The sequence below is a fragment of the Tessaracoccus defluvii genome (assembly GCF_014489575.1).
Taxonomy (GTDB): domain Bacteria; phylum Actinomycetota; class Actinomycetes; order Propionibacteriales; family Propionibacteriaceae; genus Arachnia; species Arachnia defluvii.
This window is the reverse complement of sequence record NZ_CP060789.1, coordinates 3506751-3525064: the sequence shown is the minus strand read 5'-3', so window position 1 is coordinate 3525064 and position 18314 is coordinate 3506751. Positions and strand designations below refer to the sequence as shown.

The following is an 18314-nucleotide window of genomic DNA, read 5'->3' as shown; positions in this document are numbered from 1 at the left end:
GCGGTGATGGGCTGCGGTAACGACTACCCGGACTTGCGGCGGAACTCGCGCTTCCCGCCGACCTTCCCGTGCGTGTGAACCTCACCACGGTCGGCGGTGACGCCGTGCGACGAGGACATGTGTTCGGCCTGCTTCTTGCGCTCCAGCGCCTGACGCATGGCCTCCTTCGGATCGAGCTTGGCGGGTTCCTGCTCGCGGTCTTCTGCTTCGGACATGCCCCAACGCTAGCCGGGCCGCGCAACGAGGGCTGAGCTTTGGTCGATCCGACAGGCATTCTGTGACCCTCCGGGCACCCGCGCACCGCCTGTGGATAGGGTGAAAGACATGCGAAGGATTGGCCTGGACGAGATCATCAACGGGATCGAGACCGGTAATCGCGGCTTGATCGCCCGCGCGATCACCCTGGTCGAGTCGACGAAACCCGCACACCGCGAGCAGGCCCACGAGTTGCTGCGACGCATCGCGCCCCGCACGGGCGACGCCTTCCGCGTCGGCATCTCCGGCGTCCCCGGCGCCGGCAAGTCGACGTTCATCAACGCCATGGGGACCCGCCTGATCGACCAGCACCACCACAAGGTCGCGGTGCTGGCCGTCGACCCGTCCTCGTCGCGCACCGGCGGCTCGATCCTCGGCGACCGCACCCGCATGGGCGAACTCACCCAACGCGAGGCCGCCTTCGTCCGACCCTCCCCGTCGGCCGGTCACCTCGGCGGCGTCGCCAGGGCCACCCGCGAATCGATGCTGATCCTCGAGGCGGCCGGCTACGACGTCGTACTCGTCGAGACGGTGGGCGTCGGGCAGTCCGAGGTCGCCGTCTCCGGCATGGTCGACACGTTCCTCATGCTCCAGGTCGCCCGCACCGGCGACCAGCTGCAGGGCATCAAGCGCGGCATCCTCGAACTCGCCGACGTCATCGCGATCACCAAGGCGGACGGCGACAACGAGCAGGCGGCGCGCATGGCCGCCCGCGAGCTGAGCATCGCCATGAAGCTCGTCACCAGCGACAACGAGAAGCGCAGGGCCCCCGTACTCACCTGCTCGTCCTACACAGGGGCGGGGCTCGACGACGTGTGGACGAAGGTCACCGAGCACCGGGCCGAGCTCGAGAACCGCGGCCAGCTGGCCAGCCGCAGGCTCGACCAGCAGCGCGACTGGCTCTGGAACATGGTGCGCGACGAACTCATGGAGACGCTGCGCACCGCCCCCGCCGTCAAGGCCGCGGCGGCCCGGGTCGAGGCCGAGCTCGCACAGGAGTCCCTCTCGGCCCTCGAGGGTGCCCAGGAGATCCTCAAGACGTTCGCGCAGACGGTTGGCACGCTGCCCTGGGCGGATTCCACCCACCCCGCCTGAGGCGCCGCGGAGGGGTGGCCGGGTAGACTGACGCCGTTCCAGGCAGGCAGACCACGAGGCAGGAGGGTGCGATGGGGGTGTTTGACAAGGCCGAGAAGCGGATCGAGTCCGCCGTCGGCAAGGTCTTCGCGCGGGCCTTCAAGGGCTATGTGCACCCTGTCGAGATCGTGGCCGGGATCCAGCGGGAACTCGACACCGAGGCGAAGCTTCTGAGCCGTGAACGGCGGCTGGTGCCCAACTCTTTCACGATCGGCCTGTCGCGCAACGACTACGACCGCCTCACCCCGTACGCCAAGACGCTGAACTCCGAGATCCTGCCCGGCATCCGCGACCACGCGGCCGACCGCCAGTACGTGTTCAACGGCCCCATCTCCATCGACTACGTGCTCGACGAGGCGCTGCCCACAGGGCAGTTCACCGTCGCAAGCGAAGCCGTCGCAGGCACGACGCAGGCCCGACCCGACCAGCCTGTGCGTCCCGGACGGATGGTGCTCGAGGTCAACGGCGTGCGTCACCCGCTCGTCGCGCCCGGCATCCTCATCGGCCGCGGCTCGGAGGCTGACGTGCGACTCAACGATCCCGGCGTGTCGCGCCGCCACGCCCTGATCAACGTCGCGGGCGACCCGCAGCACCCTCTCGTCACCATCGAGGATCTCGGCTCCACGAACGGTGTACACGTCAACGGGAGCCGCGTCACCAAGACGCGTCTCGGGGAGGGATCCAGGATTGAGATCGGCAACACGAGGATGCTGATCCACACCCCCTCGGAGTCCTGACCTTGTCCGACCTCATCGTCGCTGCGATCAAGATCGCCTTCCTGGCTCTCCTCTGGCTGTTCATCCTGTTCGTCGCCAACGTGATCCGCACCGACCTGTACGGCCGCCGCGTCCCCGCCTCGTCCCTGGCGACGGTGCCCGCCGACCGCGGCCGCGGAAAGAACCGCTCCAAGCTGCCGACGCGGTTCGCCATCACGGCAGGCCCGCAGCAGGGGGTCTCCGTTCCGGTCGAGCCGACGATCAACCTGGGCAGGGCCGCCGACTCGACGCTGCTGCTGGACGACGACTACGCCTCCGCGCGGCACGCCCAACTGATCCAGCACGACGCCACCACATGGGTGATCACCGACCTCCAGTCCACCAACGGCACCTACGTCAACGGCAAGCCGATCTCTGAACCGACCAAGGTCACCGTCGGCGACGTGGTGCGCATCGGCAGGACCCTGATGCGGCTGGAGATCTGATGTTCAGCCTCCGCTTCGCAGCCCACTCCGAGGTCGGTCGGGTCCGCAAGAACAACCAGGACGCCGGCTACGCGTCGCCCAACCTGCTCGTCGTCACCGACGGCATGGGTGGCGCAGCGGCCGGCGACCTCGCCTCCGCCGTCGCCTCCACCGAGGTCGCCCGCTCCGATCACCGGGCCGAGAGCGGCGACGAGATGCTGGAGCGGATCGCCGGCATCATCGCCCGCGCCAACGCGAAGCTGACCGACCTCATCGACGAGGATCTCGAGCTCGACGGCATGGGCACCACGTTCTGCGGCGCCATGTTCGACGGTCGCCAGTTCGGTCTGGCACACGTCGGCGACTCCCGCGGCTACCTGCTGCGCGACGGGGAACTGACCCAACTGACGCACGACCACTCCTGGGTGCAGGCGCTGATCGATGAAGGCAAGATCACCCCGGAGCAGGCCGCCGTCCACCCGCACCGCTCGCTGATCCTCAAGGTCCTGAACGGGCAGGTCGAGTTCGAGCCCGACCTGGAGCTGATCGACGCCCGCCTCGGCGACCGCATCATGTTCTGTTCCGACGGGCTCAGCGGACTGGTCAGCGATCCCCTGCTCCGCGAACTGCTGTCACTCCCCGACATCAACGAGGCCATCGCCCGCCTCGCCGCCGCAGCCAACACCAACGGCGGCCACGACAACATCACCATCGTCATCGGCGACGTCGTCGAGCAGGACGACGAGCTCGACGCCCTGCCCGGCCTCCTCGTCGGCTCCGCCACCGAGGTGACGATCCCCCGCACCGGGCAGCTGTCCCAGGCCTCCGGCCGCGAGGACAGGGACCCGGCCTACCCCACGCCCCCGGAGCCCACGAACCCGGAACACGACGCCTCCGAGGTGGCCCGCTACGCGCCCGCCCAGGCACCGCGGCGCCGGTGGCCCGGCATCCTCGCCGTCATCCTGGCCATCGCCCTGGTCATCGGCGGCGGCGTGTGGGTGCTCTCGGCCTACGCGGGTTCTCGCTACTTCGTGGCCGACGACGACGGTTACGTCACCATCTACAACGGCCTGCCGGGCCGCTTCCTCGGCATCGACCTGAACACCAAGGTCGAGCGCACCGACATTGAGGTCACCGACCTGCCGCGGTTCTACCAGCGCGCCGTCGGCGGCATCATCGTCGTCTCCGGCCTCGACAGCGCCCGCGGCACCACCACCCAGCTGCGCGGCATCGCGGAGCGCTGCGTCGCGGTGCGGGAGGAAAGGCTGCGTCCGCCCGCCGTCGATTCTCCGACGGCGACGCCCACGCCGAGCCCCACGTCGACCATGCCCGGCCTGCCCCGCGGGACCGGGGCCCCCGTGGCTCCTGGCAGCCCCATCGCCACGTCCACCCAGGGACCGATCGCGGTGGGCACCCTCACCCCGACGGCCACCGAAGAGGCCGACCCGGAGGCCTGCTGATGTCCGCCCAGGTCCAGCCGGCGGTCTCCGACCATGTGATCGTCCACCGACCCCGACGCAACGTCGAGCTCGCGCTGTTGCTGATGGCTCAGTCCTTCGGCTTCGCCGGCTGGTTCATCACGCACCTGAACCTGTACGGGGACCTGCCTCCCGACATGGCGGTCGTCGGGGGCATCTGGTTCGGCCTCGGCATCGCGACGCACCTGGTGGTGCGGTTCCGGCTCCCCTACGCCGACCCGGTGATCCTGCCCATCGTATTCCTCCTCAACGGGCTCGGGCTGGCGATGATCTACCGCATCGACCAGATCCCCGACCCGATCAAGACAGACTCGGCCACACAGCTGCTGTGGACGGGGCTCGGCCTGGTGCTGTTCGCCGCCGTGGTCTTCGTGCTCCGGGACCACCGTCGACTCCAGCGCTACCCGTACCTGATGTTCCTCACCGGCCTCGTGATGCTGCTGCTGCCGCTGACGCCGCTGGGCGTGGAACTCGGCGGCGCGCGGATCTGGATCAAGGTCTTCGGGCTGAGCTTCCAGCCGGCCGAGGTGGCGAAGATCCTTCTGGCTATCGCCTTCTCCGCCTACTTCTACGAGAAGCGCGAGGTCCTCGCGCTGGCCGGGCGTCGCTTCCTCGGGCTCGATCTGCCGAGGGGCCGTGATCTGGCCCCGATCCTGATCATGTGGCTCGTGTCGCTGGGTGTGATGGTGTTCCAGAACGACCTGGGCACCTCGCTGCTGTTCTTCGGCCTCTTCACGGTGATGATCTACATCGCCACCGAACGTCCGGCCTGGCCGATCCTCGCCGGCGGCCTGTTCCTCATCGCCGCGGTCGCCGCGTACAAGTTCACGAACCATGTGCCCCGCCGCGTCAACGCCTGGCTGGACCCCTTCAGCGACTTCGACCGCAACGGCCAGATCATCAACGCCCAGTTCGGGCTCGCCTGGGGCGGCCTGTTCGGGCGCGGCTGGGGGCTGGGCCGTCCCGGCCTGACCGCGCTGGCGAAGAGCGACATGATCGCCGCCGCGCTCGGCGAGGAGATCGGTGTGCTCGGCCTGATGGCGATCATCGTCTGCTACGCCCTGCTGGTGGCCAGGGGGTTCAAGACGGCCCTGACTGCGCCGGACGGCTTCGGCAAGCTGCTGGCCGCCGGCCTGAGCTTCGTCTTCGCCCTCCAGGTGTTCGCGATCATCGGCGGGGTGACCCGCCTGCTGCCGCTCACGGGCCTGACGACGCCCTTCATGTCCCAGGGCGGCTCAAGCCTCGTCGCGAACTGGATGATCATCGGCATCCTGATGGTGATCTCCCACCGGGCCCGCATGCCCCAGACTGCCACCGCCTCCCCCGAGCCGCTCCGGATCGACGACGGCCCCGACGTGGCCGACGATGCGACGGCGGTGATCATCCGATGAACGGGCCGATCCGCAAGGTGACGGGATTCGTGGCGGTGCTGATGGCACTGCTGCTCCTGAACGTGACCTATGCCGCTGTCTTCCGCGCCGACGACCTCAACGCCGAGGGCCGCAACCGACGGGTCCGCGACGCCGAGTTCGCAGCCAACCGGGGCGCCATCCTCGTGGGCAACGACCCCATCGCCGAGTCCGTGCCGAACGAGGGCCGCTTCCCGTGGATCCGCGCCTACTCGGATCCGGAGATCTGGAGCGCCGTGACGGGCTGGTACTCCTACTTCTTCGCCCGCTCCGGACTCGAGCAGAGCTACAACGAGCAGCTGGCCGGCACCTCCGCGGACCAGTCATTCGGGCGGATCATGGACGTGGTGACGGGCCGCAAGTCGCAGGGCGCCAACATCTCCACCACGCTGAACGCGGCCGCGCAGAAGGCCGCCGTGAAGGCGCTGGGCGGCAAGCAGGGCGCCGTCGTCGCGATGGACTACACGACCGGCGAGATCCTCGCCCTCGTCTCGACGCCCACCTACGACCCGACCCGGCTGTCCACCGTCGACCTGACCGCCTCACAGAACTCGTGGGCCGAGCTGCTCGAGGCGTCGGGAGAACCGCTGAAGAACCGGGCCACCCGCGAGGTGTACCCACCCGGGTCGACATTCAAGCTCGTCACCGCGGCCGCCGCCCTCGAGGACGGCATGGTGCCCGACAGCCAGGTCGACGCCCCCAACTCCCTGCGACTGCCCAACTCGAGCCGCTCCATCGGCAACTCCACCAACTGCGGCGGCACCCGCATCTCGCTGCAGCAGGCGCTGCTCACCTCCTGCAACACCGCATTCGCCAACGTCGGCCTCGACCTCGGCGCCGACCGGCTCCAGGAGATGGCCGAGGCGTTCGGCTTCAACCAGGAGCAGACGATCGACATCTCGGCCGCCACGTCGCGGTTCCCCGACGAAATGGACGAGGCGCAGACCGCCCTCTCGGCGATCGGTCAGTACGACGTCGCGGCCTCGCCGCTGCAGATCGTGCAGGTGGCCGCCGCCATCGCCAACGACGGCGTGATGATGAAGCCGTACCTGGTCAGCACCGTCACGAACCGCGACCTGACGGTGCTCAGCTCCACCACGCCGGAGGTGCTGCGGACCCCCGTCTCGGAGGCGACGGCCACGGCGCTGCAGCAGATGATGGTCGCCACGGTCGAGGAGGGGACCGGCAAGCCGGCCCGCATCGACGGCGTCGTCGTCGGCGGGAAGACCGGCACCGCGCAGAGTGACCCCGACCGTCCCCCGTACGCCTGGTTCGTCGGGTACGCCGAGGACCCGCACGTCGCGGTGGTCGCGTTCGTGGAGAACGCCGACGTGGATCGCGACGACATCTCCGGGGGCCGGCTTGCCGCCCCCATCTTCACCGCCGTCGTGGAGGCGTTGCGGTGAGTTTCTCAGCTTCAGTTCAGGTCCATGGGCCAAGATGGTCCGGGATGCATCGAAAGGATCGGCAGCGATGACAGAGCGAGGAGCCCTGCTCGGCGGGCGCTACCAGCTGGACCAGATCATTGGTCGCGGCGGCATGGCCGAGGTCTGGCGCGCCCGTGACCTGCGTCTGGCCCGCGACGTCGCCGTGAAGCGGCTGCGCATCGACCTGGCGAGCGACCCCACCTTCCAGGCCCGGTTCCGCCGTGAGGCGCAGTCCGCCGCCGGCCTGAACCACCCGAACATCGTCGCCGTCTACGACACGGGCGAGGAACGCGACACCAACTCGGACGTCTCCGTCCCGTACATCGTGATGGAACTCGTCGAGGGCGTCACGCTGCGCGAGGTGTTGCGCGACGGCCGCAAGATCGTCCCCGAGCGGGCGCTCGACTTCACGGCAGGCGTGTTGGACGGGCTCGCCTACTCGCATCGGATGGGCATCATCCACCGCGACATCAAGCCGGCCAACGTCATGCTGACCCCGAACGGCACCGTCAAGGTGATGGACTTCGGCATCGCGCGCGCCGTCGCCGACACGTCCGCGACGATGACGCAGACCGCCGCCGTCATCGGCACCGCGCAGTACCTGTCGCCCGAGCAGGCCCGCGGCGAGAAGGTCGACAACCGCTCCGACATCTACTCCGTCGGCTGCCTCCTCTACGAACTGCTGACCTCCCAGCCGCTGTTCAAGGGCGAGTCGCCGGTGTCGGTGGCCTACCAGCACGTCCGCGAGATTCCGGTCCCGCCGTCGCAGATCGACCCCGAGATCACCGCCCCCATGGACGCCATCGTGCTCAAGTCCCTGGCGAAGGATCCGCGGGACCGCTACCAGGACGCGGGCGAGTTCCGTGAGGACATTCTGCGCGCGCTCAACGGGCAGCCCGTCCACGCGTCGGCCCAGCCGGCCGAGCAGCCCACGCAGGTCATCGCGAACGATCCCATCACCACGACCGCCCGCCGCGGCGTGGTGCCCGTCGCGGCCGGCAACGTCGCCTCCCCTGTCACCTCCGCCACCCCCGGCGAGGTGGCCCTCGACGAGGAGGAGGAGCCGAAGTCCCGCAAGGGCCTCATCGCCCTCGCCGTCCTCGCGGGGCTCGTCCTCATCGGGATGATCATCGCGATCATCGTCATCATGAACCCGCCGGCCGTGGAGCCCTCGGTGACGCCGACGCCCATGGCCGTCGTTCCCGACGTCGTCGGACGGGACCAGGCCAGCGCGGAGCAGGCCCTCAAGGACGCCCAGTTCGTCCCGGTCGTGCAGACCGAGGCCGGCACCACCGAGAACCAGGGCAAGGTGACCCGACAGGATCCCGAGAACCCGCAGCAGCACCCGATCGGTGGCGAGGTCACCATCTGGATCTCCACCGGCGCCGACTCCAAGGCGATCCCGCCGGGCCTGCTCAACGTGCCCTACGACACGGCCAAGCAGATCCTGGAGGCAGAGGGCTTCACCAACGTGCAGCCGGCCGTGCCGGACGATCCGCGCACCGAGGACATCACGGCCCGCGAGGGGGACGTCACGAAGACGACCCCCGCCATCGGGCAGCAGGCCGCGCTCGACGCCCCCATCACCCTGACGGTGGCCACCGGTCAGTCGATCGTCCCCCGTCTGACGGGCCTCGACGCCCAGGGCGCCAGGGACGAGGCGGAGAGGAGCGGCTTCGAGGTCGGCGTCACCCAGGTGGAGGTGACGGACGAGTCCCGGGCCGGGGAGGTCATCACGCAGGATGTGGACGCGGGAACCGCCGCTCCGCGGTCGCGCCGCATCGAGATCACCGTCGGCGTGTACACGCCTCCGGCGACGACCCCCCGCCGGTGACGTCGACGCCGCCGGCCTCGCCCCCGGCCTCCACACCGGTCTCGCCGCCCGTCTCTCCCCCGGCCTCGCCGGAGAGCTGATCCGACACGCCTGAGCGGCGGTGTCTCGCCCGCGAGGCGCGACACCGCCGCTTCCGCGTTCCCGATGGCATGATGTCGGCGTGGCACGCATCCTGGTCATCGACAACTACGACTCGTTCGTCTACAACATCGTCAGCTACCTCGCGCAGATCGGCGCCGAGGTCGACGTGTGGCGCAACGACGACGCCCGCTTCGCCGTCGACGGCTGGGAATCCGACTACGACGGCATCCTGTTGTCACCCGGCCCCGGCACCCCCGAGGAGGCCGGCATCTGCATCGACGTCGTGCGCCGGCTCGGCGGCAGGATCCCCCTCTTCGGCGTCTGCCTCGGGCTGCAGGCCATGGCTGTGGCCTACGGCGGCGTCGTGGACCGCGCACCGGAGCTGCTGCACGGGAAGACCTCGCCGGTGTTCCACGAGGGCGAGGGCGTCTTCGCGGGCCTGCCGTCGCCCGTCACCACGACGCGTTACCACTCGCTGGCCATCGTCGAGGGCACCGTGCCGGACGAGCTCCGGGTGACGGCGCGCACCGACACCGGCGTCATCATGGCGATCCGTCACCGTGAACTCTCCGTCGAGGCGGTCCAGTTCCATCCCGAGTCGGTGCTGACGGAGGGCGGCTACCAGATGCTGGCGAACTGGCTCGCCGAGTGCGGCGATGCGGAGGCACCGGCACGGGCGGCGGGGCTGAGCCCGCTGGTCGCTGTCGACCTGGGGTGATCAGCGCTCCGACGAGTAGGGAAGGCTGACCGACCCCTGGAAGGCTGGCATGTCGATCTGGTCGCGCGACGACACGTCGTAGCCGAGCCCGTAGGCGTCGACGTACTGCCGGTAGATCCGCACCGCCTCCGATGCGTCGAGACCGGCCCGGAGATCGTCGACGTCACCGATCGTCTCGATCACGTAGGGGGGCGCGTACGGCACGCCGTGCAGCACGACGGTGTTGCCCACGCACTTGATCCCGGTCGTCGCGATGACCCGCTGCCCCTGGATCGTCATGGCCTCCGCGCCGCCGGTCCACAGCGCGTTGACGACGGCCTGGATGTCCTGCTGATGCACGACCAGCGCGTCATCGGAGACGCCGGCGGGCTTCACCTCCGCGGGGGCGTCGGTCAGGGTCACACGCAGCCCGGGCCCGACGACCGCGGACAGACCCGCCTGTTCCTCGGCCGTCGCGAGCGCCGCGGAGAGGTCGTCGCTGCCGGGGCGGGCCGCCGACAAGGCGCTGACCTCGTCGTTGAGGAGGCTCAGCCGGGTCTGCAGTTCCGCGTTGCGGTCGCCCTGGCTGACGATGAGGTCGCGGAGGTCGGCCGAGCGGTCACGGCGCAGGTCGGTGCCGCGCGCGGCGACGGCGGAGACGGTGATCATCAGTCCCGCCAGCACGAAGACCAGCACGGTGGCGGTGCGGCCACGCGGCGAGCGGTGCCTGTGCTGGTTCCTGGAGACGTTCGCGCGGATGCGGCTGAGCCGCGTGCGCGCCCACTCTCCCAGTTCCATGCGTCCAGCCTAACCCGCGCCCCGGAACCGGCCCCGACACCGCGGCCGCCGCTCCAGTTGTGCGCAATCACGGTCCCTCGCCTAGGCTAGTGCGGTCCAACGTCGAAGGAGGCAGTCGTGCCCGAATCCAAGGTGCGCAAGACCGCGGCCGAGAAGAAGAAGGTCAAGGACTCGGCGGAGCTCGCGGAGAAGCGAGCCGATTCCGCCCGCCTCATGTCGGGAAGCCGCAACTGGGTTCCCTACGTCTTCGTCCCCCTGTTCCTGCTCGGGGTCCTGTGGATGGTCGTCTACAACCTGGCGGGCGCCGACCTCGGCTTCATGCGTGCCATCGGCGACTGGAACGTGGCGATCGGGCTGGGCCTGATCATCGCCTCGTTCTCCCTGATGACCCTCTGGAAGTAGCGCCCGCTCACAGCGGCCGGAGCCGCACCGCCGTCCCGTAGGCCATCAGCTCGGTGACGGCCTCGCTCAGCTTGCCGCTGTCGAAGCGGACCCCGACGACGGCGTCAGCGCCGGCCTCCCGTGCCTGCAGCACCATGGCGCCGACGGCGTCCTGCCGCGCCGCCGTCGCGATGAAGGCCATCTCCGGGTTGTGCGCCAGGTCGCCCGGCCGGGTGGCCACCCCCATCACCATGCCGATCACGGCGACGACCTCGCGTCCCGGGATGAACTCGGTGGTTGCCACCGTCACCGGGTAGGAGACGAACGAGGGTCGGCGCGGCTCGATGTCGCGCTGCGGCTGCGGCGAGATCGGCCGGGGGCGGGGGCGGGGCAGGGGGCCCGGCCCCGCCGGCGGCCCGGGGTGCGGCACGGTCATGACGGCCACCCTAATGCGTGCCCCGGTCGCCCCGCGGGCATGGGCCGCCCGACACGAAGGGGGCCCCAGCAGGGCGAGACGATAGGATGACGCGGTGACCGAGACCCATCCGCAGCAGCTGACCGACTCCGAACAGACGGCCATCCGCAAGGAGAAGCGCCAACGTCTGCTGGACTCCGGGCAGGAGGCCTATCCCGCCGACCTCTCCCGTTCCCATTCCCTCGCCGACATCCGCGCCGGGTGGGGCCACCTCGAGGCAGGCGTCGAGACCCAGGACGTGGTCACGACCGGCGGCCGCGTCGTCTTCATCCGCAACACCGGCAAGTTGGCTTTCGCGACGCTGCAGGACGGCTTCACCGCCGACAACAACGGTGAGCGTCTCCAGGTGATGCTGTCGCTCGCCGAGGTCGGCGAGGAGTCGCTGGCCCGCTGGAAGTCCGACGTCGACCTGGGCGACTTCGTCTGGGTGACCGGTCGCGTGATCGCGTCGCGGCGCGGCGAACTGTCGGTCATGGCGAACGACTGGCGCATGGCGTCGAAGGCCCTGCGCCCGCTGCCCGTGCTGCACAAGGATCTGTCCGAGGAGGCCCGGGTCCGTCGCCGCTACGTCGACCTGATCGTCCGCGACGAGGCCCGCGAGATGGTCCGCAACCGCTCCGCCATCACCCGCGCCGTCCGCGACGCGCTCTACGACCGCGGCTACCTCGAGGTCGAGACCCCGATCCTGCAGCTCGTCCACGGAGGCGCTGCGGCCCGCCCGTTCGAGACGCACATCAACGCCTTCGACATCGACATGTCCCTGCGGATCGCGCTGGAGCTGCACCTGAAACGCACGATGGTCGGCGGCGCCGACAAGGTGTTCGAACTCGGCCGCGTGTTCCGCAACGAGGGCATCGACTCGAGCCACTCCGCCGAGTTCACGATGCTCGAGGCCTACATGGCCTGGGGCGACCAGACGACGATCGCCAACCTGATCAAGGACGTGGTGCTCGCCGCGGCGGACGCGTTCGGCTCCCGCCAGATCGAGACCCCGAAGGGGATCATCGATCTCGACGGCGAGTGGACCTGGCTGAAGTTCTTCCCCGCCCTGTCGGAGCGCCTCGGCCGCACCATCACCGTCGACACCCCGCTGGCCGAGCTCCAGGAACTGGCCGACGCCAACGAGATCGAATTCGACCCCAAGTGGGGCGCGGGCAAGCTGGCGATGGAACTGTTCGGCGACCTCGTCGAACCCGCCCTGCTGCAGCCCACGTTCGTCTACGACTACCCGTCCATCGCGCAGCCGCTGGCCCGTCCGCACCGCACCGACCCGGGCAAGGTCGAGGCGTGGGACCTGATCATCGGCGGCGTCGAGCGGGGCACCGGCTTCACGGAGCTGGTCGACCCGGTCGTCCAGCGCGAGGTGCTGGTCGCCCAGTCCCTGCAGGCGGCGGCCGGCGATCCGGAGGCGATGCAGCTGGACACCGACTTCGTCGAGGCGCTGGAGTACGGCGTCCCGCCCATGGGCGGCCTCGGGCTGGGGATCGACCGGCTGATCATGCTGCTGACCGGTGTCGGCATCCGCGAGACAATCCTCTACCCGCTGCTGCGTCCCCAAGCCTGATCTTCGTCGGCCGGCTGGGCCTGACCGGCACGGATGCCGACCAGGGTGGCGGTCAGGATGAGCGCGCCGCCGATGACGAGGCGGGCTGTGACCGACTCGCCGCCGAACGCGACGGCGAAGGCCGAGGCGAAGACGGGCTCGAAGGTCATCAGCAGCGCCACCCGGGTCGGGCTCAGGTGACGCTGGGCGAGGGTCTGGAGCAGCATCGTGACGATGCCCGCCACGATCGCGGTGTAGGCGATGGCTCCCCAGACGGTGGGCTCGGCCGGGATCGAGTAGCCGCCGGGCAGGCCGAGGATGCCGCAGACGACGGCGACACCGATCAGCTGCACGATCGCGAGGCTGACGGCGTCCATGCTGCGCGACGAACGGTCGAGCAGGATGATGTGCAGCGCGTACAGCGCCGCACCGAGCAGGGTGAGCGCCTCGCCGAGCCCGGTTCCCCCGAGGCCGGTCAGGCTGAGCACGCCCAGGCCGAGGACGGCGAGCAGGACGGCGAGCCACGTGGCGCGGGTGAGTCTGGCGCGGAAGGCCACCCACATGAGCAGCGGGGTGATCACCACGTAGGTGCCGGTGATGAAGCCGGAGACGGAGGCGGCGGTGTGCTGGAGGCCGACGGTCTGGGCGATCTGCGCGAACCCGTAGAGGCCGCCCAGACCGAGGCCCGTGCGCCACTGCCGCCAGGTGAGGCGGCGGAGCCGCGGGAGGAAGATCAGCGCCGGGACCGCGGCGCCGATCGCGAAGCGGACGGCGAGGAAGTCGATGGGGTCGACGAGCGAAACGGCGTCCTTGATCACGAAGAAGGTCGAGCCCCAGATGGCCGTGACCAGCAGGATGCCGAACGTCGCGAGCGTTGACCTGCTCACACCCACCTCCTCCAGAACTTGATGAAACCGGTTTCACGGAATCGTAAAACACGTCGGGGGTTCAGATCAACCCCCTGAGGAGATACGTCCTCGAGACGCCGTCCTTCGAGACGCCGTTCGTTCCTCACGGCTCCTCAGGAATCTCTCGTTCCTCACGGCTCCTCAGGAACCTCAGATTTCAATCCTCGATCGTGACGTGCAGCAGCACCGCGTCCGCCTCGGACTCCGGCAGGATGCGCGCCGCCTCGTCGATGTCGACGACGAGCAGCCCGCCCCGCGGCACCGTCACGAGAGTCGCGGGCCCGCTGAAACGCTGGCGGTCCGTCAGGTCGCTGTACGGGGCGGTCGCCGTCAGCGCGGTCTTCTGCGCCACCTCGACCAGGACGTCACCGTCCAACGCCGCGACGACGAACTGGTAGCGGCGCCGTCCGACGAGGTCGTCGGTGCCGAGCACCGCCCCGGTGCCGTGACGGTAGGTGAGCGAGTCGCCGATCGAGAAGGCCGGGCCCGCGGGCAGGCCAGGCGCCGCGGCGACAGCCTCCGCGACGCGGCGCCAGCGCTTCCCGCCGCCGGCGGCCGCGGCAAGATCCGCGGACTCGGAGTACAGCTGCACGTCAGGCCTCCTGGGAGATGGGACACAGGGTCAGGTTGAACGCGAAGTCGTCGAAGCGGACCCGGTAGCCGTCGAGGACCTCGGACCCCCACGAGTTGGACCCGAGGCCCAGCACCGCGTGGTTGAGGTTCACGGTGACGGTGTCGCGGGCCACGAGGTCGGTCGGGTGGGCCGCCCTGTCGATGTCGGCACAGGTGTAGGGCCAGGCTGAGAAGTGGAACGGCTCCCCGCCGGTGACGCGCAGCCCGCGGCCGGCGTCGTCGGCGAACTCGGCCCAGCGGACGTCGCCGCGGTTGCCGCAGTCCTGCGGAACCACATACGGCGTGAACATGGAGTCGACGTCCGAGGCCCAGACGCCGATGGGCGCCGCGGCGCGCGAGTCTGGGTAGTTCTCGCCCGGCCCGCGCCCGTACCAGGCGACGCGTCGCAGATCCCCCGGCGCCTCGAACGACAGCCCGATGCGGGGGACGATGTCGCGGTAGTCGCCTTCCGCGCGGCCCCGGACGGCGACGGTGGCGGCGCCGTCGCCGGTCACGCGCCACACCCACGACACCTGCATGCCGAACCCGAGGGCGGGCGGCGCGATCCGGGCCTCGACGTCGATCACGACGGCGCCGTCCTCGACCCGCCAGTCGACCGACCGGACGGAGGTCCGCAGGTCCGAGAGGTGACGCGGCCGCCAGAGCCGCTCATTCTCCTGGGCGTGGTTATCGATCAGGGGCTTCCAGAAGCCGATGCGGAGCGGGGCGGCGATGAGGTCACGCCCGCCGGAGCGCCAGGCGGTCAGGTCGCCCGAGATGGGATCGAAGGCGAGTTCCCCGGCCCGGGTGGAGATGTAGAGGTGGTCGCCCAGCCGCACGTCCGGCGGCGCGGCGCCCGGCCGGGACTCCTGCGTGGACCTCCCCGATTGCGCCGGCGAGGCGCCCGGGACGGGTTCGGACTGGTAGCGACCCAGCACGTGGCCGGACGCGGCCCAGTCGTGCTCGGCCACGGAGGTGACGGTGAACGTCAGCAGTCGCTCCCCGTCGCCGGGAGTGAGGCCGAGGGGCGTCCGCCAGGTCTCCCCCGGCCCGACCGCTCCGGGGACGAGGGTCGTCGCGGCGATCTCGACACCGTCATGGGTCTCGCTCACGGCGACCCGCACGTCCGCGAGATCGGTGAACCAGCGCCGGTTCTCGACGACCACGTCGCCGTCGACATGGCTGACCCGGACGGGGCAGATGACCTGGGCGTACTCGACCAACCCGGGCGAGGGTTCCTGCCAGGGGAAGACGAGGCCGTCGATGCAGAAGTTGGAGTTGTTCGGGAAATCGCCGAAGTCGCCGCCGTAGAGGTGACGGACGCGGCCGTCCGGGGCCTCGGACCGCAGGCCGTGGTCGATCCACTCCCAGATGAAGTGGCCCTGGATCGACTCGTAGCGGTCGAAGACCGCCTGGTACTCGGACAGGCCGCCGGGCCCGTTGCCCATCGCGTGCCCGTATTCACAGAGGATGCGTGGCTTGCCCATGGGATGCTCGCCGAGGTCGGCCATCTGCGAGACGCGCGAGTACATGGTGGAGATCACGTCGACGACGGCCGCGTTGCGGTCCTCCTCGTAGTGCACCGGGCGGGTGGGGTCGAGTTCCCTGGCGCGGCCGTACATGGCGGCGATGTTGCAGCCGTCGCCCGACTCGTTGCCGAGCGACCACATGACGACGCTGGCGTGGTTGCGCTGCGCGAGCACGTGCCGCTCGATCCGGTCGACGAAGGTCGCCTCCCAGGCCGGGTCGTCGGTGATCCGGGACAGGTCGCCGACAAGGTCGAACCCGTGGGTCTCGACGTCGGTCTCCGCGACGACCAGCAGCCCGATCTCGTCGCACATCCCGTAGAAGCGAGGGTCGTTCGGGTAGTGCGCGGTGCGCACGGCGTTGATGTTGTGGCGCTTCATCAGCTCGAGATCGCGGCGGACCCGCTCCATCGTGACGGCGCGGCCGCGCCGCTCGTCGTGGTCGTGCCGGTTGACGCCGTGCATCATGAAATACGAGCCGTTGAGCCGGAGAGTGCCGTCGACGATGGTCACCTCCCGCAGGCCGAGGCGATGGCCGACGTGCTCGGAGGCGGCGCCGTCAGCCCCGACGACGGTGAGCAGCAGGTCGTAGAGGACGGGCTCCTCGGGGTTCCACAGGCGGGGCGCGTCGACGCGGAGCGTGGCGGTGCCGCCAGGAGCGGCCGAGGCTGAGGCGACGGGTTCACCGGCGAGGCCCAGGGTGAGGTCGACACGCTCGGTCCCCTCGGCCCAGACGGTGACGTCGACGACGGCGGCGCCGCCGTCGATCCGGGTGCGGGCGAAGAAGTCGGTCAGGCGGGCGGCGGGGCGCGTCACCAGGTAGACGTCACGGAAGATGCCCGAGGCCCACCACATGTCTTGGTCCTCGACGTAGGTGGCGTCGCTGAACTGGAGGACGCGGACGGCGAACAGGTTGTCACCGTCGCGGACCAGGCGGGTCACGTCGAACTCGGCGGCGAGCCGCGACCCCTTGGTCATGCCGACGAACGCGCCGTTGAGGAAGACCTCGGCGTAACTTTCGACGCCGTCGAAGCGGAGCAGCACCTGCTCGCCCGGCGCGGGCGCGGTCAGCGTGACGATGCGCTGGTAGGCCCCCGTGGGGTTGTCGGCGGGAACGCGCGGCTCGTCGACAGGGAAGGGATAGCCCTCGTCGGTGTAGACGAGTTGTCCGTACCCGTCGAGCTGCCAGAGGTGGGGGACGGTCACCTCATCCCAGCCCGGCTGCTCCTCGTCGGCGAAGGAGGCGGGGACGCGTCGCGGGTGGCCGAAGAACCGGAACCGCCACGGCCCGCTGAGGCTGACGAAGCCGCGGGACTCCTCGCGCACCCCGGCGCGGGCACCATCGGGATCGGGATGCCCGAAGAAGTAGGCGCGGGCCGGGAGGCGCCCGCGGTGGGTGAGCGCCGGGTTCTCCCAGTCGAGGATGTCCATGGAGCCCACACCTGACCCTTCTGCGCGATGAAACCGGTTTCATCCAAAGCTACACGGGAACGGCACGCCACGCAAGATGGCGCTGCCATGAGACGATGGCGCCTGTCAGGAGGGATACCGTGCCACGAGGAGCCAACCCGGGGGGCCGACGAGCCACCATCGGCGACGTCGCCCGCATCGCCGGTGTCTCGCGCGCCACCGCGTCGCGCGCGCTGAACGACTCCCCCGCCGTCACCCCGGCCACGAAGGAGCGCGTCAGGGCCGCCGTGCAGGAGACCGGGTTCGTCATGAACGCGCGGGGCAGGGCCCTGGCCATGGGGCGCTCGGAGTCGATCGCCATCCTGATCACGGAACCCCTCGACGAACTGTTCGCCGATCCCACCTATGGCGTGGTCCTGCGTGGCATCACCGAGGGCCTGGCCGCGAGCCGCACCATGCCGATGCTGGTCCAGGCCTGGACCGAGGTCGAGCACCAGCGGGCGCTGCGTCAGTTCGAGCGCCGCGTGGTCGACGCCGTCATCTCCATCTCCCCGTACGTCGGCGGCGACATGCTGGAGGCCCTGGCCACCGGCGCGCTGCCCGTCGTCCTGTGCGGCCAACTCCCGGGCGACCCGTACAGCGGCGTCTTCGCGTCGGTCTACTCCGACGACGTCGCCGGCGCGACGCTCGCCGCCGAACGGATGCTGCGCCGCGGCCGACGCAGGATCGCCATCGTCAACGGCCCGATCGGCAACCCGGCCGCCGTGGAACGCCTGAACGGCTACGCGCGGACACTCGACGGCGCCTTCGACGAGTCCCTGACCGTCTCCACCGGCTGGGACGCCTCCTCCGGCTACGACGCCATGTCCCGGCTCCTCGCCCTGGCCCCCGACATCGACGGCGTCCTGGCCGCCAGCGACCGCATCGCCGTCGGCGCCCTGGGGGCCCTGCAGTCGGCCGGCCGCTCCGTTCCGGACGACGTCTCCATCATCGGCTTCGACGACCACGCCGTCGCAGCGACGACGACCCCACCGCTGACGACCATCCGGCAGCCCCTGCACCGGCAGGGCATGCTGGCCGCGGGCATGGCGCTGGGGATGGTCGACGGCGACTCCCCGAGCCGCGTGGTGCTCGACATGGAACTGGTCGAACGGGAATCCGTCTGA

At 70.1% G+C, this 18314-nt stretch carries 16 protein-coding genes and 1 pseudogene; 11 read left to right on the top strand and 6 right to left on the bottom strand.

Annotated features, from left to right (window positions below; translation table 11 throughout):
- Nucleotides 1–23: 23 nt before the first annotated feature.
- Complete coding sequence (locus H9L22_RS16610; RefSeq protein ID WP_187720870.1) at nt 24–215, bottom strand: DUF5302 domain-containing protein; 192 nt, start codon at nt 213–215, stop codon at nt 24–26.
- Between the two features lie 109 nt (nt 216–324).
- Between H9L22_RS16610 and meaB the strand changes: the two genes are divergently transcribed.
- From meaB to H9L22_RS16570, 8 genes and pseudogenes are all read left to right on the top strand, one after another.
- Nucleotides 325–1350 carry a methylmalonyl Co-A mutase-associated GTPase MeaB gene (meaB, locus tag H9L22_RS16605; protein ID WP_406707796.1) on the top strand — a complete coding sequence of 342 codons (1026 nt, stop codon included), beginning with the start codon at nt 325–327 and terminating at the stop codon, nt 1348–1350.
- A gap of 71 nt (nt 1351–1421) precedes the next feature.
- Nucleotides 1422–2126, top strand: coding sequence for an FhaA domain-containing protein (locus H9L22_RS16600; protein WP_187720868.1), 705 nt, complete (start codon nt 1422–1424; stop codon nt 2124–2126).
- 2 nt (nt 2127–2128) lie between these two features.
- The gene (locus H9L22_RS16595) at nt 2129–2590 is read left to right on the top strand and encodes an FHA domain-containing protein FhaB/FipA (protein WP_187720867.1); all 462 of its coding nucleotides are present in this window, start codon (nt 2129–2131) and stop codon (nt 2588–2590) included.
- Nucleotides 2590–4029: a PP2C family protein-serine/threonine phosphatase gene (locus tag H9L22_RS16590; protein ID WP_187720866.1), complete on the top strand. Its 1440-nt coding sequence runs from the start codon at nt 2590–2592 to the stop codon at nt 4027–4029. The genes H9L22_RS16595 and H9L22_RS16590 overlap by 1 nt, the downstream gene beginning before the upstream one ends.
- Nucleotides 4029–5438, top strand: a complete 1410-nt coding sequence (locus tag H9L22_RS16585; protein WP_187720865.1) for an FtsW/RodA/SpoVE family cell cycle protein — start codon at nt 4029–4031, stop codon at nt 5436–5438. The genes H9L22_RS16590 and H9L22_RS16585 overlap by 1 nt, the downstream gene beginning before the upstream one ends.
- Complete coding sequence (locus H9L22_RS16580) at nt 5435–6862, top strand: peptidoglycan D,D-transpeptidase FtsI family protein (RefSeq protein ID WP_187720864.1); 1428 nt, start codon at nt 5435–5437, stop codon at nt 6860–6862. The genes H9L22_RS16585 and H9L22_RS16580 overlap by 4 nt, the downstream gene beginning before the upstream one ends.
- Before the next feature lie 67 nt (nt 6863–6929).
- A pseudogene (gene pknB / locus H9L22_RS16575) lies at nt 6930–8797 on the top strand (Stk1 family PASTA domain-containing Ser/Thr kinase).
- Between the two features lie 80 nt (nt 8798–8877).
- A complete protein-coding gene (locus tag H9L22_RS16570) occupies nt 8878–9516 on the top strand; it encodes an aminodeoxychorismate/anthranilate synthase component II (RefSeq protein ID WP_187720862.1) in 639 nt (212 codons plus the stop codon).
- Here the strand turns inward: H9L22_RS16570 and H9L22_RS16565 are convergent, their stop codons facing one another.
- Nucleotides 9517–10293 (bottom strand): DUF881 domain-containing protein, encoded by a 777-nt coding sequence (locus H9L22_RS16565; protein ID WP_187720861.1) that lies wholly within the window; start codon nt 10291–10293, stop codon nt 9517–9519.
- 117 nt (nt 10294–10410) lie between these two features.
- Between H9L22_RS16565 and H9L22_RS16560 the strand changes: the two genes are divergently transcribed.
- The gene (locus tag H9L22_RS16560) at nt 10411–10695 is read left to right on the top strand and encodes a cell division protein CrgA (RefSeq protein WP_187720860.1); all 285 of its coding nucleotides are present in this window, start codon (nt 10411–10413) and stop codon (nt 10693–10695) included.
- 7 nt (nt 10696–10702) lie between these two features.
- Here the strand turns inward: H9L22_RS16560 and H9L22_RS16555 are convergent, their stop codons facing one another.
- The gene (locus tag H9L22_RS16555) at nt 10703–11110 is read right to left on the bottom strand and encodes a YbjQ family protein (RefSeq protein ID WP_187720859.1); all 408 of its coding nucleotides are present in this window, start codon (nt 11108–11110) and stop codon (nt 10703–10705) included.
- Nucleotides 11111–11204: 94 nt separating this feature from the next.
- On the opposite strand from H9L22_RS16555, the gene H9L22_RS16550 reads away from it, so the two are divergent.
- Nucleotides 11205–12713, top strand: a complete 1509-nt coding sequence (locus tag H9L22_RS16550; protein WP_226965945.1) for a lysine--tRNA ligase — start codon at nt 11205–11207, stop codon at nt 12711–12713.
- Here the strand turns inward: H9L22_RS16550 and H9L22_RS16545 are convergent.
- The 3 genes from H9L22_RS16545 to H9L22_RS16535 form a co-directional block, all read right to left on the bottom strand.
- A complete protein-coding gene (locus tag H9L22_RS16545) occupies nt 12686–13579 on the bottom strand; it encodes a DMT family transporter (RefSeq protein WP_226965944.1) in 894 nt (297 codons plus the stop codon). The two genes, H9L22_RS16550 and H9L22_RS16545, sit on opposite strands and share 28 nt — an antisense overlap.
- A 178-nt stretch (nt 13580–13757) precedes the next feature.
- On the bottom strand, nt 13758–14192 hold the full coding sequence (locus H9L22_RS16540) for a beta-galactosidase subunit beta (RefSeq protein ID WP_187720857.1): 435 nt from the start codon (nt 14190–14192) through the stop codon (nt 13758–13760).
- A 1-nt stretch (nt 14193) separates the two neighbouring features.
- Complete coding sequence (locus H9L22_RS16535) at nt 14194–17169, bottom strand: glycoside hydrolase family 2 TIM barrel-domain containing protein (RefSeq protein WP_187720856.1); 2976 nt, start codon at nt 17167–17169, stop codon at nt 14194–14196.
- 119 nt (nt 17170–17288) lie between these two features.
- Here H9L22_RS16535 and H9L22_RS16530 point away from each other — a divergent pair, with 119 nt between their 5' ends.
- The gene (locus tag H9L22_RS16530) at nt 17289–18314 is read left to right on the top strand and encodes a LacI family DNA-binding transcriptional regulator (RefSeq protein WP_226965943.1); all 1026 of its coding nucleotides are present in this window, start codon (nt 17289–17291) and stop codon (nt 18312–18314) included.

What these genes read in the sequence shown, in the direction of transcription:
- H9L22_RS16610 (WP_187720870.1), bottom strand. Translation starts at nt 215, where the DNA reads ATGTCCGAAGCAGAAGACCGCGAGCAGGAACCCGCCAAGCTCGATCCG.
- H9L22_RS16585 (WP_187720865.1), top strand. Translation starts at nt 4,029, where the DNA reads ATGTCCGCCCAGGTCCAGCCGGCGGTCTCCGACCATGTGATCGTCCAC.
- H9L22_RS16555 (WP_187720859.1), bottom strand. Translation starts at nt 11,110, where the DNA reads ATGACCGTGCCGCACCCCGGGCCGCCGGCGGGGCCGGGCCCCCTGCCC.
- H9L22_RS16565 (WP_187720861.1), bottom strand. Translation starts at nt 10,293, where the DNA reads ATGGAACTGGGAGAGTGGGCGCGCACGCGGCTCAGCCGCATCCGCGCG.
- H9L22_RS16535 (WP_187720856.1), bottom strand. Translation starts at nt 17,169, where the DNA reads ATGGACATCCTCGACTGGGAGAACCCGGCGCTCACCCACCGCGGGCGC.
- H9L22_RS16580 (WP_187720864.1), top strand. Translation starts at nt 5,435, where the DNA reads ATGAACGGGCCGATCCGCAAGGTGACGGGATTCGTGGCGGTGCTGATG.
- H9L22_RS16590 (WP_187720866.1), top strand. Translation starts at nt 2,590, where the DNA reads ATGTTCAGCCTCCGCTTCGCAGCCCACTCCGAGGTCGGTCGGGTCCGC.
- H9L22_RS16600 (WP_187720868.1), top strand. Translation starts at nt 1,422, where the DNA reads ATGGGGGTGTTTGACAAGGCCGAGAAGCGGATCGAGTCCGCCGTCGGC.
- meaB (WP_406707796.1), top strand. Translation starts at nt 325, where the DNA reads ATGCGAAGGATTGGCCTGGACGAGATCATCAACGGGATCGAGACCGGT.